The following is a 16,340-nucleotide window of genomic DNA, read 5'->3' on the forward strand; positions in this document are numbered from 1 at the left end:
TAAGTTTAAAATTAGTTTGGTGGAAGATACATATAATTTTAGCTCAATAATAGTAATTTGAAAAAAATTATGCATGCATAGTATTATTTTGATAAATATACTACCATTAAACTACTTATTACGCAAAAGAAAAGGGTCACGAATTAATTCGTGACCCTTTAAAACATTATTTTCAGCTATTTACTCTACCGTAACCGATTTCGCCAAATTACGCGGTTGATCCACGTTGCAACCTCTCATTACCGCAATATGGTACGAAATCAATTGCAAAGGAATCGTAGTCAATAATGGCGTTAAACTCTCTAAAGTTTCAGGAACTTCAATCACGTGGTCTGCCAAATCTCTAACCTGCTCATCACCTTCAGTTACGATGGCAATTATCTTCCCTTTTCTTGACTTTATTTCTTGAATATTACTCACTACCTTTTCATAATGCCCCTTTTTGGTTGCGATCACAAAAACGGGCATATGCTCGTCTATTAAAGCAATAGGGCCATGTTTCATTTCAGCCGCAGGATAACCTTCGGCATGTATATAACTTATCTCCTTTAACTTAAGAGCCCCTTCTAAGGCTACGGGGAAATTATATCCCCTTCCTAAATAAAGGCAATTTGTAGAGTCCTTATACACATCGGCGATAATTTCAATCAAAGGATTAGATTCCAAGGATTTTTCTACTTTACTGGGAATGGTTTCCAATTCGGTCAAATACTCGTGATACCTCGATTCAGAGAACACTCCCTTAGCTTTGGCCAATTTCAGGGCAATTAATGTTAGAACCGTAATTTGTGTGGTAAAGGCTTTTGTGGAAGCAACACCGATCTCAGGACCAGCATGTGTATAGGCTCCGGCGTCTGTTTCTCTAGCGATTGATGAACCGACAACATTACAAACCCCAAAAACAAAAGCTCCCTTTTCCTTAGCAAGTTTAATGGCGGCCAGCGTATCGGCCGTTTCACCTGATTGTGAAATAGCGATAAGCACATCTTTTTCGGTTATGACGGGATTTCTATACCTAAATTCCGATGCATATTCGACCTCGACCGGTATCCTTGCCAAATCCTCAAAAATGTATTCAGCAACTAATCCCGCATGCCATGAAGTGCCACAGGCTACAATAATAATTCGATTTGCATTTAATAACTTCTCCAAATTTTGGTCGACCCCTGCCATTCTGATCAATCCTTGATTTGCCAGTAACCTTCCACGATACGTGTCTTTGATTGCTCGGGGTTGCTCATAAATTTCTTTCAACATAAAATGGTCATAGCCCCCTTTTTCAATTTCCTCTAGGTTCATTTGGAGTTCCAAAACCCTGGGATAAGCTACCGCATCATCCTTAATCTTTCTTAATTTTATTTCCTTCCCTAAACGGATGATTGCCATTTCCTCGTCTTCAAGGTAAACGGCATTGTTGGTAAACTCTATAAAGGGTGAAGCATCGGAGGCTATGAAAAATTCATTCTCACCTATACCTATAGCCAAGGGGCTTCCAAGCTTTGCCACCACTATTTCATCTGGTTTTTCTCTATCGAATACCGCAATTGCATATGCGCCAACTACCTGATTAAGGGCTATTTGAACCGCTTTACCAAGTTTTACGTCTTCAGTTTTCTTTATCTCTTCGATTAAGTTCACCAGAACCTCAGTATCCGTATCAGATTTAAAAATATATCCACGTTTGGTCAATTCCTTCTTTATGGCTTCATAATTTTCTATGATTCCATTATGTATAATGACCAAATCACCTGAATTTGAATAATGTGGATGTGAATTAACATCATTAGGAACACCATGTGTTGCCCAACGCGTATGGCCCATACCAATCGTTCCTTTTTGAGAAATACTTTTCGCTTTATTTTTCAAATCCTCAACCTTTCCTTTTGTCTTGGAAAGATTTATTTGATTTCCGTCGAATAATGCGATACCGGCACTATCGTAACCTCGATATTCTAATCGTTGAAGGCCTTTTATGATAATTGGATAAGCATCTCGGTAACCTATATAACCAACAATTCCACACATAAAATTACTGTTTGGTGATTTATTTATTAATTTTTCTACACGAATCTATACTAATTATGTTCTAATTTATAGATTGTTCAGTTATACAACGTGAATAATCTATAAAATGATATAATCTGCTGTAAAATAGCATATAACATCATAGAATAGACAACTCGGTTAATCGGCTTTAGTGTAGAAAATCTCGAGTCTTAACCTTTTATCGAAATTAGGATCGGTAGCCTGAAGATTACTTCCGTACAATATAGTTCCTAAAGGGGTTGTTCTTGAAGTCGTCGGAATCCTATTTTCACCGTTTTTCAGTTGGGCCTTGGCCACATTCCAATTCTGGATATCTGTGGATAACGTTAGACCTAAGGTTGCATTTGCAGAATCACGAACTATTAAATTGTTGATATGATCCGTAATCTTAACAGAATACTTAACACCTTTACCGTTTGACTTTTCAATAATACCCCCGTAATTAAGATATAAACCGAACAAGGGATTAGCCTTAGTATTATTCTGTTGTCTAAGGGGGTTCAGGTTTATCAAAGGAAATTTATTCTCGGTATTGTACAAATACAATCTAGGTGGTTCCAATTTAGAACCTTTGGCATCCAATTCATCTCGATCTACGTAAAAAACCAAATTGGCCTCATTAATTACCCAATTATTACTTTTTATCTGTTCTATGATACTTTCGCCGCCATTCTCTTCAAAAAGATTAAGTTCGGCATAAGTACCAGGGCCTCCTTTTAAATAAATTCTAGAGGCATTTTCATCATTATCCAAAGCTTGCAAAATTTGAGGACCATAATTTTCAGTTAGTATGGTATTCACCGCATTGCCGTTGACGGCCCCTGATTGTAAGAGGGTCAAAAATGAAAACGTAAAATCTTTTTCCTTTCTTAAATTAGGATTATCATCACTGGTATCATCAGTCGTGCCATTCGTATCATAACTTTTATACGTATATTTCATTGTGATGTTAGCGCCTTTTAAATCGAAGAGAAAAAGCACGTCATTCCCTTGTTCCTCGGTAATTGAAAAATGGAGGCCTCTAATGAACTCGGTAAAATTAGCCGAACTCAATAATTCAGAACTTCCTTCCTTATCCAGAATATTGGTTTGAAAGAACGAATTATCTAAAGAGATGCGTATTCCTGGTTCTAATTTTGTATACGTTTTCGACTCATTTACATCTTCTGTAGTCGTGTCATCTACCTTCGGTATTAAAAACTGCTCATTACTGATTTCTACGACACCATTGAACAATGAATCTGACACGAAATCCGGCGAAAATTGCTGCGAAGAATAGTAAGCCTGAGATTCTTGAAAATTAGCATTCGGATCTAAATCTCTTAAAAAGTAAGTAGATCGTTCTACTTTTAGATTAAACTTAACAGGAGTGGAACGGTCAATGTCGTCATAGTTACTGCCATTTACATAAATACTGTCAAGTTCTACCTTTTTGGCAAAATTGTTTTTGAAAATCTGTTCACCATCACCATCATTAAGCCCATCACCATTGGCATCTACTTTTGTTGGGTCTAAGGGATCTGTTCCCGCTGCACTTTCTACCCTATTGGAAACTCCATCTCCGTCATTGTCATTATTGGGGTTGTCCGGTTCTTTGTCAAACTCATCGTCTACGCCATCAGCATCACGGTCTCTCGTTCCACCTTTGGTTAAAAATGGAATGTAAAGAAACACCTCCTTTACCTTTTCATCTTCGTCAATGACCGTAATGGCTTCTCCCGTAGCGCCCGCCTTATTCTCCTTTTCTTGTTTTAGAACACCAAACGTAGGGTTTGGAGTGGAAAGGAATAGTTGCGAAGTAACAGATGCCTGTGTTCTCCCATAAATTGGATCATTATAGGTCCCTAATTGATAAATAGGCAATTTATTGGTCTGTACGGCCTCAATATTTTTATTGTACGCAAAAACGTCATACACTTCCTTACCTGTACTGAAAGGCTCATTGCCTACTACACCAGCTCCAAGAGTCGTAAGGTCCTGCTCACAGGAAACCAAAATACCCAATATCAAAAAAAGCCCCAAAAAAGTGGGTATAACGGATTTCTTCGAAAAATTCATTCAGATTATTTTAAAACTTCGGTGTTATAAAAATTGGCGTATGCTTCCTCAAACTCCTGAACGGGAACATACTGCAACACTGGTTTTTCTTGGTTAGATATATGGTTTTCTAGTTCTTCTGGAATTTCTTCCGAGGCTAAAATAACCGCATCTGAATAATCTACGGCCACCTTTAACAAATTATTATAGGTGGGGTCACCTAAAGAAGCTATTTCTTCTTCGGGGATCCCATCAAATGCAATCCTCTTAATCATCTCTTGATCAAGGGAACCTTCAAAGGTTTTTCCATAAACGGATAGCACGATTTTGCTATCGGCGAATAATGGTTCATCTGCGTAGTATTTCTTCAAATACAATGGAAGCAAACTGGCCATCCAGCCATGTACATGTATAATATCAGGAGACCAATTCAACTTCTTAACCGTTTCCATCACGCCTTTCGCAAAGAAAATAGCACGTTGATCATTGTCTGGAAAAAGCTTTCCCTGCTTATCGGTAAACGTAGCTTTTCGCTTAAAATATTCTTCGTTGTCAATAAAGTAAACCTGGATTCTTTCCCGAGGGATAGATGCTACCTTTATGATCAAGGGCATATCCATATCATTGATCACCAAATTCATTCCAGAAAGCCGGATCACCTCATGTAATTGATGCCTTCTTTCGTTGATATTCCCATATCGTGGCATGAAAATCCTTATTTGACCACCATTGCTGTTGACCATTCGAGGGGCTTCATAAGACATTAGGGAAACTTCGTTTTCGGGTAAATATGGAACTAATTCAGAAGATACAAATAATATCTTTTTACCATTCATAAAGGTTATATTTAATTTTTCACTGGAACGTAGCTGCAAAATTACAAAAAATATAGAGATTACCAGTAATTATAGTAAGTTTGCTCGCTAATGCACATTTTCAATGTTGGTACTAAAGACCAAGAAAGAACTTAGGGACGAACTAATTAAAATAGATGCTTCTGTAGACATCGGTCTGGTTCCTACCATGGGAGCTCTTCATTTGGGCCACGTATCACTAATTAGAAAGGCCGTATCGCAAAATCAGTACGTGGTAGTCAGTATTTTTGTGAATCCGACCCAATTCAACAATGTAGAAGATCTTGAAAAATACCCTAAGACCTTAGATAATGACGTGCATTTAATATCGTCCATTTCAGATCAGATATTAATTTTCGCACCTTCCGTTTCTGAAATATATCCAACGAAAATCATTCATAAAAATTATGAATTTGCAGGTCTGGACAAAGTTATGGAAGGTGAGTTTCGGGCAAATCATTTCAATGGGGTGGCCACCATTGTAGAAGAATTGTTCAAACTCATACAACCGACGAGGGCATATTTTGGAGAGAAGGATTTTCAGCAATTGCGCATCATTCAAAAGCTGGTTGAAATTCAAAAAATTCCAGTAGAAGTTATTGGATGCGAAATTGTTCGTGAAGACCACGGTCTGGCCATGAGTTCAAGAAATGAAAGGTTAAGTGCGACGATACGACAAAAGGCTGGGTTCGTTTATGAAACCTTAAAAACTGCCAAGGAAAAATTTGGCATGGAAAGTGCGACATCCATTAAGGATTGGGTAAGCAAAAAATTTCAAGAAAATGAAAATTTAAAACTGGAATATTTTGAAATAGCCGATGTAGAAACATTGACCCCGTCCAAAAAGAAAATCGACAATACTAAGTATAGGGCATTTATCGCAGTTTATGCTGAACAAGTTAGGCTAATAGACAATATAGCCCTTAATTAATTAATTTTGTATGATGCAAGTACAAGTAGTTAAATCAAAAATACATCGGGTAAAAGTTACCGGTGCCGACCTAAATTACGTAGGCAGCATTACTATTGATGAAGATTTAATGGACGCAGCCAACTTAATACGGGGCGAAAAGGTACAGATCGTAAATAACAACAATGGTGAACGTTTAGAGACCTATATTATTCCGGGGCCAAGAAAAAGTGGTGAAATAACCTTGAACGGTGCCGCGGCCAGAAAAGTTGCCGTTGGCGATGTTTTGATATTGATCGCCTATGCTTGGATGGATTTCGAAGAAGCGAAGAAATTCAACCCGTCATTGGTTTTTCCGAACGAAAAAACTAATCTATTGAACTAAATTTGACCGGTGCCTTAAAAAAAAGCCTTAAAACCATACTCCCAATAGCATTGGGAGTTTTTTTGGTTTGGTACTCTTATAGCTCCACCACGCCAGAAAATCGTAAAGAAATACTTTTCTACATCAAGGAAGCGAATCCTTTTTGGGTTTCTCTTTCTGTGTTTTTAGGGATTTTAGGCCATATTTCGAGAGCCATACGGTGGAATTTCCTTTTAGAACCTTTAGGATACAAACCCCGCCTGTTCAACAATGTTCTCATCATTTTAACCTCTTATTTCGCCAACTTAGGTATACCAAGAACCGGTGAAGTATTAAGGGCCACTGCGCTTACCACCTATGAAAATGTACCTTTTGAAAAAGGGTTTGGCACCATAGTTACCGAAAGGGTCATCGATGTGATCATGTTACTTTCAATAATCTTGACCGCATTTTTACTTCAGACCGATATTATTATGGAGATTCTTTTAGAACGAGGATTCAATAGTAAAGGGCTGCTTTTATTAGTCGGGTTTGGAGTTATAGGATTGCTGCTCTTTATTTTACTCATCAAAAAATCAAAAAATAGTTTCGCCAAAAAGATAAGGAACTTCATAAAAGGGTTGTTAGATGGTATTTTTAGTATTTTCAAGATGAAGCACAAATGGCTATTTCTGTTTCACACCTTTTTCATTTGGGCGTGCTATATCGGCATGCTTTGGGTCATCAAATTCACGGTTCCCGAAACCATTGACCTCACCTTAAGCCAATTGCTCGTAGCTTTTGTAGCGGGAGCGTTCGCAATGGCCACTACGAATGGAGGCATAGGATTATACCCCATTGCCGTACGTAGTGCCTTGACCATATTTGGAATAAGTGCCGTTTCAGGGGATGCTTTCGGGTGGATTATATGGATCTCACAGACTTTGATGATCGTCGTTTTTGGCACAATATCTTTTCTTCTATTACCGTTATTGAACAGAAACAAATAGTAACCATACTATTTTCAATAACCCGATATGCGTCATCTATTACTAATTTTCACGCTATTATTTGTAATAGTGTCCCATTCCCAAGTTACCCAGGAAATTTTCGAATCTTTTAAACTTCAAGAACGCAGGGATGTTCAGTACTATTTTCCCGAAAAAATGGACGAAAACAAAAAGTACCCACTCATCATAGTTCTAGATGGAGATTATTTGTTCGAACAAGTGGTAGCTACCTCAAAATTTTATAGTCGTTTCCACGGTATGCCACAAAGTATCATCGTAGGCATCAACCAAAGTAAAAATGATTTAAGATATGCCGATTGCGCCTTCGATCCAGAAAGCGGCCTACCCTCTGAAAAGGGAAAAAGCTTTTATGAGTTCATAGGGATGGAACTCATACCCTATTTAGACTTGAACTACAGTACAGCTCCTTTTAAAATGATCGTAGGGTATGACATTACCGCAAATTTCGAGAACTATTGGCTATTCAAAGACCATTCTATTTTTGATGCCTACGTGAGCATCTCACCCATATTGGCCCCTGAAATGGAAACCAGAGTACCTATACGTTTAAATACTTTTGAAAAAAAACTATTCTACCAGCTCATCATTGAAGGGGAAGCCACCCAAGACACCCAAAGAATAATGGCGATGGACAAAGGCATTAAGGCTTTGGAAAAAGAAACCTTACACTATTTCTTTGATGAATATAAAAGTGCCGACCATATCTCTGTAGCGACCTACGGTTTAGGAAAAGCGTTCGATAATATCTTCGGAATGTTCAAGCCTATAAGCCCAAAGGAATACAAGACCCAAATCCTGACTTCAGAAGAACCTGTTTACACGTATTTAGAGCATAAATATCAGGGCATCGTCGACCTATTCGGTTTTAGTAAGCCGGTGGAATTAAATGATATCATGGCTATTTACGCCGCCTCTAGAAAAAAGGAGGATTTTGAATCCTTAAAGCCCCTATCCGACCTTTGCAAAAAAGAATACCCCGACACCATGCTAGGATTTTATTTTGAAGGAGAATACTACGAGCAATTAGGGGAACCCAAAAAAGCGCTTAAAACGTTTGAGAAAGCATTTCAGATGGAAGAAATAGATTTCCTGACCAAAGAAATGGCATTAGAAAAGATGGATGCCCTTAAGGCTGACTTTGGCTTTTAAAAAACTAAAACTATTGATCCCAAATCAATACAAAATTGACCTACAATGATTAAAATCGACGCAATTTATTTTGTCTTCTCCGGTGTACTGTTCACGTACTACGGACTAAAAGGAGAATTTATAATGCCGTACAGCGGCATTGCTTTGTTCATGGCCTGGGCTTCGTTCTTCATGGCTTTTAGTGCTAACAAAAAAGAAAAATCCAGTGATAGTCAATAAAGTAACATCCTAGCATTTTTCAAACTTCTTCCTACCTTTAGCCAAAACTGGAAAACTAAAAATGGCCAAAACAAAAACTGCATTTTTCTGTCAAAACTGTGGCACCCAATATGCCAAATGGGTAGGACAGTGTGCCGCTTGTAAAGAATGGAATACGGTTGTAGAAGAAGTAGTTCAAAAAGAGGAGAAACTAAGTTGGAAAACCCCGACCAATACAGCGAAAAGAGTTTCTAAACCCTTGTTGGTCCATGAAATCAGCATTGAAAAAGAAATTCGCCTTAACACATTCGACCTTGAATTCAATAGGGTCTTGGGGGGTGGACTAGTGCCCGGTGCATTAGTGTTGTTAGGTGGTGAGCCGGGCGTGGGCAAGAGTACATTGCTCCTTCAAATTGCGCTAAAATTACCATACAAAACCTTATATGTTTCTGGGGAGGAAAGTCAAAAACAGATTAAGATGCGGGCAGACCGTATTCATCCAAACAGTGAAACCTGTTTTATTCTAACAGAAACAAAGACCCAGAATATTTTTAAACAGATTGAAGCTACCGAACCCGATATCGTCGTTATCGACTCTATTCAAACCCTTCATTCAGACTACATAGAATCTGCTGCCGGAAGTATTTCACAAATACGGGAATGTACCGCTGAACTCATAAAATTCGCCAAAGAGACCAACACACCCGTTATTCTTATTGGCCATATCACTAAAGATGGTTCTATTGCCGGGCCAAAAATTTTAGAACACATGGTCGATACAGTTTTACAATTTGAAGGTGATCGTAATTATGTGTATCGTATTCTTCGATCATTAAAGAATAGATTCGGTTCTACCGCAGAGTTAGGTATTTACGAAATGCAAGGGAGCGGACTTAGAGAAGTAAATAATCCTTCCGAAGTTCTGATTTCAAAAAACGATGATGGATTGAGCGGAACTGCCATTGCATCTACCGTAGAGGGCATGCGTCCACTTCTTATTGAAATTCAAGCCTTGGTGAGTACAGCGGTCTATGGTACTCCACAGCGCTCTACAACAGGCTATAATGCAAAACGCCTAAATATGTTATTGGCCGTACTTGAAAAGAGGGCAGGTTTTAAATTAGGGGCTAAAGATGTTTTCTTGAATATTACAGGTGGAATTTCCGTAGATGATCCTGCAATCGATTTAGCCGTGGTAGCGGCCATTCTTTCCAGCAACGAGGATATTCCCATTGATAAAGGTATTTGCTTTGCTGCCGAAGTGGGTCTAGCGGGAGAAATCAGGCCCGTTCAACGTGTGGAACAACGCATACTGGAGGCAGAAAAACTAGGGTACACCACCATTATCGTATCAAAAAACAATAAAATAGGACTAAAATCGACTAAGATAAAAGTACTTCTTGCCTCTAAAATAGAAGAAGTTGCCAGAAACCTGTTTGGTTAACGCCTATCCCTCATTATCCTTGCTAAAACCAATATTACTATGATGACGATTATGATTAAGACCGCTTGCCAAAACCCTACCTTTAAAAAAATAAGACTTTCCATATTACGGCGCAGGATTAGGTATTGATGTATGTATCGCTTCTATTCCGTCAATCAGATCTTCCGAAAGTTCTATATCGATACTTCCGATATTTTCCTCTAATTGTCTCATTGTCGTGGCACCGATGATATTACTAGTCACAAAAGGCCTTGTATTTACGAACGCCAGTGCCATTTGAGCCAAGGAAAGACCGTTCGATTGAGCAAGTTCATAATACCTTTGCGTAGCCTCCACCGCAGTAGTGCCACTATATCTATTATACTGCGGAAAACGGTCTATTCTAGATCCTTCAGGTAAGCGATCCCCTAAATATTTTCCGCTTAAAACGCCAAATCCCAATGGCGAGTAGGCCAATAAACCAACTTGCTCCCGCATAGAAATTTCGGCCATACCTACTTCGAATAATCGATTTAAAAGAGAATATGGATTTTGAATGGTAATGGTCCTAGGCAGTGTACCATGCACTTTACTTTCCTCTAAAAACCTCATGGTCCCCCACGGTGTTTCATTAGAAATACCAACATGTCGAATCTTGCCTTCACGAATCAAATCCCTCAAAGTCTCCAGTACTTGATGAATATTATCCTCCCAATGGTCCGTTATATCGTGGGTATACCCCCTTTGACCAAAATAGTTCGTGTTGCGATCCGGCCAGTGTAGTTGGTACAAATCGATATAATCTGTTTGTAATCGCCCTAAACTACCTTCAACAGCATCAATAATTGATTCCCGATTAAAACCTGTAGTACGGATGAATTTTGACATCTCGGCCTTTCCCGCAATTTTCGAGGCTAAAACAACATCCTCTCGGTTACCATTTTTTTTAAACCAACTTCCAATAATTTTTTCCGTCAGGGCATACCGATCTTTATGCGCAGGTATAGGGTACAGTTCGGCGGTATCAAAGAAGTTAATACCTTTATCCATTGCAAAATTCATCTGCTCGTGACCTTCGGCCTCGGTATTTTGGTTGCCCCATGTCATGGTTCCCAAACAGATCTTACTTACTTCAATATCGGTATGTGGTAAATTGGTGTAGATCATAAAATGCTATTCTAATTCAGTTACAAATTTACTAATTAATATGCCGAATAGGCGTGCTCATATTTTTTAGAATAACCGAACTTATTCAAAATTGAGTCAATAATAAAACTTGCGGAATTTTATCATTCTCATGAAACCCTATTATTTTCATCATTTCTTGAATATTAAAAACATACGTCCCTAAAACGACATCAAGCAGATTATCTTTATTGAAATCACCAACATCCATGGTCAACCAATTTCCGTGCATGGCCTCTGGAATATAGGATGCGGTAAATGTCATATTCCCATTATTCAATAGATACACAATACTTTCATGCGTCTTTTTTTCTCCTTGGTAACTTCCAAAAAGTGAAGCGGCAATAATATCCAAATCTCCATCATTATCGAAATCTCGCGCCATAGCCTTACTACAATCGTACATTGGAAAGAAAAATTCTTCTTTGAAATCATTCTCCCCGTTATTCAAATAAATGCGCACGCCATGGTACGGTTTGTCAATATTTGAATAATCTCTATTGTCACCATTGGTAACCAGTAGGTCAAAAAAACCATCACTATTAAAATCGGCAAGTTCAAAATAGTTTGTTCCGTTCACCGCAGGAAACTCCAGTAGCTTTTTTTCTTCAAACCCATTCTCACCGAGATTCGTGAATAAAGTTATCTGCTCCCTAGCTTGAGCCATTAAGGCAATTATATCGGGCCTACCATCCTTATTTACATCAAAAACTTCTGTTTTTCTGGCACCCGGAAGTTCACTCAAGATATGTTCTTTTGTCTCATCGCCATCATCAAACCAAGACAACTTACCTTTATAATTTCCAAATTGACTGAGAATAAGGTCTTTTCTACTATCCCCGTTCAAATCATGAAAATTAAAATCCACAGGTCTTTTAAGTTGAGAAAATTTAACGCGTTGACCATTTTCATTCAGCCCAAGAATTTTACCCAGTTTTTGGTCTGATGGATATACCGTACCTATGGTAAGTAGAAGTGGAGAAGGATTGTTTTCTTGATATACCAAATCAGTAGCTGGACTTTCAAGTGTCCATGTTTGATCTGAGGTACCAAAAACATCAAGCGCATAAAGACTTAAATCATCACCTACAAAGAGTTTTTCTTCTTTCTCGTTATATTCCAACAAAGTAACCTGAGGCATGATGGATGAACCTACAAAAACAGGTTCGGCTTTGAAAGGAAAATTACGTTTGATATCTAGGTGACTTTTATCTTGACCTTCCAATTTTTTAGGAGCACTCTCTACATAATATTCAGAGATCAATTTCCAATCTTCACTAGAGATCAAGGGAAAACCTGGATAAATATTCATTTTAGAAACAATGGCGGCTTCAGTAGCATCTAAATCACTACGCCACGTCTTACCCTCTAATTTCAACCCTAACCTTCTGCCCATGTTGGGCAAAATACTATTCTTCCAAGTGGTTTTATCCAAAGATTGAGGGTCAGGTAGCAAATGACAGGTGACACAATATATGGATGCCAGTTCCTTACCCCTTTCAGATTCGCTTTTGTGAACTTCTAACAAAGCGGTGTTTATGATATTTGGACCCTTAAAGCCAAATAGTGCCGCGATTATTGATAGAACAATAGTTAAGAACGTCCCTGTCTTGATAATGTTATCAGCAACTTTACCCACTACTCAATTTCCAATAAAATAGGACAATGATCACTATGTTTTGCTTCCGATAAAATAACGGAACGTTTCAATCTATTTTTTAAGGGTTCTGAAACCATGCCATAATCTAAACGCCACCCTTTATTGTTATTTCGCGCGTTGGCCCTATAACTCCACCATGTGTAATTATCGGGTTCTAAATTGAATTCCCTAAAACTATCGATAAAGCCGCTATCAATGAATCTTCCTATCCATTCCCGCTCCACAGGTAAAAATCCTGAAGTATTCTGCAATCCGACAGGATTATGAATATCAATTGCCTTATGACAAATATTATAATCGCCCAGAACAATAAGGTTTGGATTGGTCTTACATAGCGCATCGATATATTCCTGAAAATCGGCCATGTACTGTAATTTATGGTCCAACCTAGCCAAATTGGTACCAGATGGTAGATACATGCTCATTATCGAGAGGTCTCCATAGTCTGCCCTTATATTGCGTCCTTCAAAGTCCATATAAGCGATTCCGGTTCCGAACACGACGGCATCCGGTTTTGATTTAGAAAGTATGGCCACACCACTATAGCCTTTCTTTTGAGCACTGTACCAGTAATTATAAGGGTAGCCAGCCTCCTCAAAAACAGAAAGATCCAGTTGGTCTTCATTTGCCTTAATTTCCTGTAGGCATACCACATCTGGCGAGACAACGGCCAACCATTCCAGTAACCCTTTCTTCAACGCGGCCCTAATACCATTAACATTGTAGGATACTATTTTCATAAACCTCTACTTTCAACCAAAAATAGAAAAGTGAAATAGATTATAGGTTCATTCGATTCATTAAAATCCTATTTCATAGTTTTGGAAAAGGATTTGTACCAAGCCAATCATTAAAACTATTTCCATGAACAAGATTTTTATTTATGTATTACTTCTTATTGGCTTTTCAATAGATGCATTTGCGCAGGCCTACCCTAGTACCTTAAACAATCATGAATTCAAGTTCAATATCGGACAGTTTCTAGCAACTTCTACAGTAGAAGGCGCATATGAATATTATTTGAATGAAGACATAAGCTTTGGAGGAACCTTATATTTTAATGGGGACGCAACGGATTATAATGGGAATTTTGGTATTGGCCCAAATCTACGTGCCTATTTTGGATATGCCCCAAGAAGTGGATTTTTTGCTGAGGTTTTTGGACTTTATTACACAGGTGAAAACGATGAGGTCTCCCAAAACTCAGGAAGCCGCAACTATGACTATGACACCACTGCCCTAGGTCTTGGTGCTGGATCAAAATGGACCACCCGTAGCCAGCGTTTTACCATAGAACTAAACGGCGGGATTGGAAGAAATATCAATCCACAGAGTTTTCAAAACGACTTTATGTTTAGAGCCGGCCTTTCCTTAGGTTTTCGTTTTTAATGGGTATTTTTGGGGTTTGGTTTCCCTATGAAAAAATCTATTTTATTCCTTTGTTCCCTTCTAATCACAATAAGTTCCTTCAGTCAAACGAAGACTCAAAAAGATAGTGTTACCGTTCTTAATGAAGTGATCGTAATCGATACACTAACCGCTAAAAACGAAATTGGCATTACTTCCTCAAAGATTATAGGTGCCAAGATTTTTGAAAATTATAGTCCTGTAGATTTTATAAGTTCTATCAATCAGGTTTCAGGTGTTTATGCACTTTCTGGCGCCTTAAATACAAATAGAATTACCATTAGGGGTGTGGGTTCTAGAACTCCTTATGGAACCGATAAACTTAGACTGTATTACAATAACATCCCCGTAACGAACGGAACCGGTTTTTCAACTATTGAAGCCTATGACCTAGAAAACCTCACCTCAATTGAGGTTATCAAAGGGCCAAAGGGTACAGGGTTTGGTGCTAATTTGGGTGGAGCAATTATTCTCAACACAAAACAACTCAGTAATTCGCCAACCAAATTCTTCAATACATCTACCGTAGGGTCCTACGGACTCTTAAAGAATAGCTTGGGTTTCACGCATACCCAAGATGATTTTTATATGACCTTACAATACGGCCACTTGGAAATTGATGGCTACAGAGAAAATAGTAGTTTTAACCGCGATGGAATACTATTAAATTCTATTTTTAAACTATCCTCAAAAAGTGAATTAGGACTTTTGGTGAACCATATAGACTATACGGCTCAAATTGCTAGTTCCATCAACCAAGCAGATTTTGATGAAGATCCGACTCAGGCTTCGTTTACGTGGAAAGCCGCCAAAGGCTATGAAGACAACGAATATAGTCTTGTTGGACTATCTCATACTTACACCGCAAATTCTAAATTAAAAAACACGACCAGTATTTTCTATACCTATCTAGACCACTATGAAACCCGGCCTTTTAATATTTTGGATGAGTATACGAACGGTTTTGGTTTCAGGACCTTATTTAGCGGTAACCTTCGGGTTTGGGAAAACAACCTTTCCTATACATTAGGTGCTGAATTATATAAAGATGAATATGCTTGGGGCACATTTGAGAATTTGTACGAGAACAATAATGGCAATGGAAGTTTACAAGGAGACCGATTGTCAAAAAACAAAGAATTCAGAAATCAGTTGAACAGTTTCGCCACAGTATCCTACCCCATAACCACTAAGCTAATAGCGCAATTTGGAATCAACATTAATAAAACACAATATGATTTCAGGAATCTCTTCAATTCTGGAAGTGTGAACACCAGTGCAAATAGAAATTTTAAAACTTTGGCCCTACCCAGTTTAGATGTCAGCTATTCCTTCAGTAACTCCAATAGACTTTATGCCAGCGTTAGCCGTGGTTTTTCCAATCCAAGTCTAGAAGAGACCTTAACACCAGAAGGGGTCATCAATCCTGATATTATCCAAGAAACTGGTATAAATTATGAACTTGGTATGGAACATAAAAGCGATGACAACCGTTTACAATTGGATATTGCCATTTACCTGATGCCCATTAAAAATCTACTGGTAGCCAAAAGGGTCGGAAACGACCAATATATAGGAAGGAATGCGGGTAAAACAAGACACCAAGGTCTTGATCTGGACTGGAGCTATCGATTCGACCTTTCCGAAAAAATCAAACTTACTCCGTTCATAAGCTACACCCTAACCGACCATCGGTTCGTTGATTTTGTAGATGAAGAAGCGAACGCCGATTATTCTGGAAATCCACTGACAGGAGTTCCGAAACACAAATTAAATTCGGGACTTCAAGCCAAATATGGAAACGGTTTCTACACGAACCTTACCCATCAATTCGTCGATAAGATTCCTTTGACAGATTCCAATTCATTGACCAGTTCTTCTTTCAATCTGATCAATATAAAACTAGGGTATCGAAAACAAATTTTTGAAAAGTTGCTCTTTGGAGTTGATTTTGGTATCAATAATGTAACCGATACCAAATACGCACAATCTGTTCTAATCAACGCCAGTGGTTTTGGGGGTAATGCCCCAAGGTATTTCTACCCTGGGAACAATATAAATTATTACGGTAGTTTAAAATTCAGCTACACGCTCTAA

At 38.3% G+C, this 16,340-nt stretch carries 14 protein-coding genes; 8 read left to right on the plus strand and 6 right to left on the minus strand.

The genetic code is table 11. The features are described 5' to 3' along the window. Positions 1-180: 180 nt before the first annotated feature. The 3 genes from glmS to ACNR9Q_RS01995 all read right to left on the minus strand — a co-directional run bounded on the left by glmS (position 181) and on the right by ACNR9Q_RS01995 (position 4,919). Positions 181-2,025 (minus strand): glutamine--fructose-6-phosphate transaminase (isomerizing), encoded by a 1,845-nt coding sequence (gene glmS, locus ACNR9Q_RS01985; RefSeq protein WP_419212912.1) that lies wholly within the window; start codon positions 2,023-2,025, stop codon positions 181-183. A gap of 159 nt (positions 2,026-2,184) precedes the next feature. Continuing rightward, entirely contained in the window at positions 2,185-4,104 is a 1,920-nt protein-coding gene (locus ACNR9Q_RS01990) for a DUF4270 domain-containing protein (protein ID WP_419212913.1), read from the minus strand. A gap of 5 nt (positions 4,105-4,109) precedes the next feature. Then, on the minus strand, positions 4,110-4,919 hold the full coding sequence (locus ACNR9Q_RS01995; RefSeq protein ID WP_419212914.1) for a glycogen/starch synthase: 810 nt from the start codon (positions 4,917-4,919) through the stop codon (positions 4,110-4,112). Between the two features lie 103 nt (positions 4,920-5,022). On the opposite strand from ACNR9Q_RS01995, the gene panC reads away from it, so the two are divergent. The 6 genes from panC to radA all read left to right on the plus strand — a co-directional run bounded on the left by panC (position 5,023) and on the right by radA (position 10,012). Then, positions 5,023-5,868, plus strand: coding sequence for a pantoate--beta-alanine ligase (gene panC, locus ACNR9Q_RS02000; RefSeq protein WP_419212915.1), 846 nt, complete (start codon positions 5,023-5,025; stop codon positions 5,866-5,868). A gap of 13 nt (positions 5,869-5,881) precedes the next feature. Beyond that, a complete protein-coding gene (gene panD, locus ACNR9Q_RS02005) occupies positions 5,882-6,232 on the plus strand; it encodes an aspartate 1-decarboxylase (protein ID WP_419214236.1) in 351 nt (116 codons plus the stop codon). Between the two features lie 2 nt (positions 6,233-6,234). Further along, positions 6,235-7,200 (plus strand): lysylphosphatidylglycerol synthase transmembrane domain-containing protein, encoded by a 966-nt coding sequence (locus ACNR9Q_RS02010; RefSeq protein WP_419212916.1) that lies wholly within the window; start codon positions 6,235-6,237, stop codon positions 7,198-7,200. 27 nt (positions 7,201-7,227) lie between these two features. Continuing rightward, on the plus strand, positions 7,228-8,370 hold the full coding sequence (locus ACNR9Q_RS02015; RefSeq protein WP_419212917.1) for an alpha/beta hydrolase: 1,143 nt from the start codon (positions 7,228-7,230) through the stop codon (positions 8,368-8,370). Between the two features lie 45 nt (positions 8,371-8,415). Beyond that, positions 8,416-8,589 carry a hypothetical protein gene (locus tag ACNR9Q_RS02020; RefSeq protein WP_419212918.1) on the plus strand — a complete coding sequence of 58 codons (174 nt, stop codon included), beginning with the start codon at positions 8,416-8,418 and terminating at the stop codon, positions 8,587-8,589. A gap of 61 nt (positions 8,590-8,650) precedes the next feature. After that, a complete protein-coding gene (gene radA / locus ACNR9Q_RS02025) occupies positions 8,651-10,012 on the plus strand; it encodes a DNA repair protein RadA (RefSeq protein ID WP_419212919.1) in 1,362 nt (453 codons plus the stop codon). 105 nt (positions 10,013-10,117) lie between these two features. Here the strand turns inward: radA and ACNR9Q_RS02030 are convergent, their stop codons facing one another. The 3 genes from ACNR9Q_RS02030 to ACNR9Q_RS02040 form a co-directional block, all read right to left on the minus strand. Beyond that, the gene (locus ACNR9Q_RS02030; RefSeq protein WP_419212920.1) at positions 10,118-11,158 is read right to left on the minus strand and encodes an aldo/keto reductase; all 1,041 of its coding nucleotides are present in this window, start codon (positions 11,156-11,158) and stop codon (positions 10,118-10,120) included. A gap of 85 nt (positions 11,159-11,243) precedes the next feature. Continuing rightward, positions 11,244-12,815, minus strand: coding sequence for an FG-GAP repeat domain-containing protein (locus ACNR9Q_RS02035; protein WP_419212921.1), 1,572 nt, complete (start codon positions 12,813-12,815; stop codon positions 11,244-11,246). Beyond that, positions 12,815-13,576 (minus strand): exodeoxyribonuclease III, encoded by a 762-nt coding sequence (locus ACNR9Q_RS02040; protein ID WP_419212922.1) that lies wholly within the window; start codon positions 13,574-13,576, stop codon positions 12,815-12,817. The genes ACNR9Q_RS02035 and ACNR9Q_RS02040 overlap by 1 nt, the downstream gene beginning before the upstream one ends. Before the next feature lie 124 nt (positions 13,577-13,700). Here ACNR9Q_RS02040 and ACNR9Q_RS02045 point away from each other — a divergent pair, with 124 nt between their 5' ends. Further along, the gene (locus tag ACNR9Q_RS02045; RefSeq protein ID WP_419212923.1) at positions 13,701-14,225 is read left to right on the plus strand and encodes a hypothetical protein; all 525 of its coding nucleotides are present in this window, start codon (positions 13,701-13,703) and stop codon (positions 14,223-14,225) included. Positions 14,226-14,252: 27 nt separating this feature from the next. Beyond that, positions 14,253-16,340, plus strand: a complete 2,088-nt coding sequence (locus ACNR9Q_RS02050; protein WP_419212924.1) for a TonB-dependent receptor family protein — start codon at positions 14,253-14,255, stop codon at positions 16,338-16,340.

This window comes from Maribacter sp. X9 (assembly GCF_048537565.1).
In the GTDB taxonomy this organism is placed as follows: Bacteria; Bacteroidota; Bacteroidia; order Flavobacteriales; family Flavobacteriaceae; genus Maribacter.

Excerpts from the sequence above, each read along its gene's own strand:
- glmS (WP_419212912.1), bottom strand. The coding sequence starts at position 2,025 with ATGTGTGGAATTGTTGGTTATATAGGTTACCGAGATGCTTATCCAATT.
- ACNR9Q_RS01990 (WP_419212913.1), bottom strand. The coding sequence starts at position 4,104 with ATGAATTTTTCGAAGAAATCCGTTATACCCACTTTTTTGGGGCTTTTT.
- ACNR9Q_RS01995 (WP_419212914.1), bottom strand. The coding sequence starts at position 4,919 with ATGAATGGTAAAAAGATATTATTTGTATCTTCTGAATTAGTTCCATAT.
- panC (WP_419212915.1), top strand. The coding sequence starts at position 5,023 with ATGTTGGTACTAAAGACCAAGAAAGAACTTAGGGACGAACTAATTAAA.
- panD (WP_419214236.1), top strand. The coding sequence starts at position 5,882 with ATGCAAGTACAAGTAGTTAAATCAAAAATACATCGGGTAAAAGTTACC.
- ACNR9Q_RS02015 (WP_419212917.1), top strand. The coding sequence starts at position 7,228 with ATGCGTCATCTATTACTAATTTTCACGCTATTATTTGTAATAGTGTCC.
- ACNR9Q_RS02020 (WP_419212918.1), top strand. The coding sequence starts at position 8,416 with ATGATTAAAATCGACGCAATTTATTTTGTCTTCTCCGGTGTACTGTTC.
- radA (WP_419212919.1), top strand. The coding sequence starts at position 8,651 with ATGGCCAAAACAAAAACTGCATTTTTCTGTCAAAACTGTGGCACCCAA.
- ACNR9Q_RS02030 (WP_419212920.1), bottom strand. The coding sequence starts at position 11,158 with ATGATCTACACCAATTTACCACATACCGATATTGAAGTAAGTAAGATC.
- ACNR9Q_RS02040 (WP_419212922.1), bottom strand. The coding sequence starts at position 13,576 with ATGAAAATAGTATCCTACAATGTTAATGGTATTAGGGCCGCGTTGAAG.
- ACNR9Q_RS02045 (WP_419212923.1), top strand. The coding sequence starts at position 13,701 with ATGAACAAGATTTTTATTTATGTATTACTTCTTATTGGCTTTTCAATA.
- ACNR9Q_RS02050 (WP_419212924.1), top strand. The coding sequence starts at position 14,253 with ATGAAAAAATCTATTTTATTCCTTTGTTCCCTTCTAATCACAATAAGT.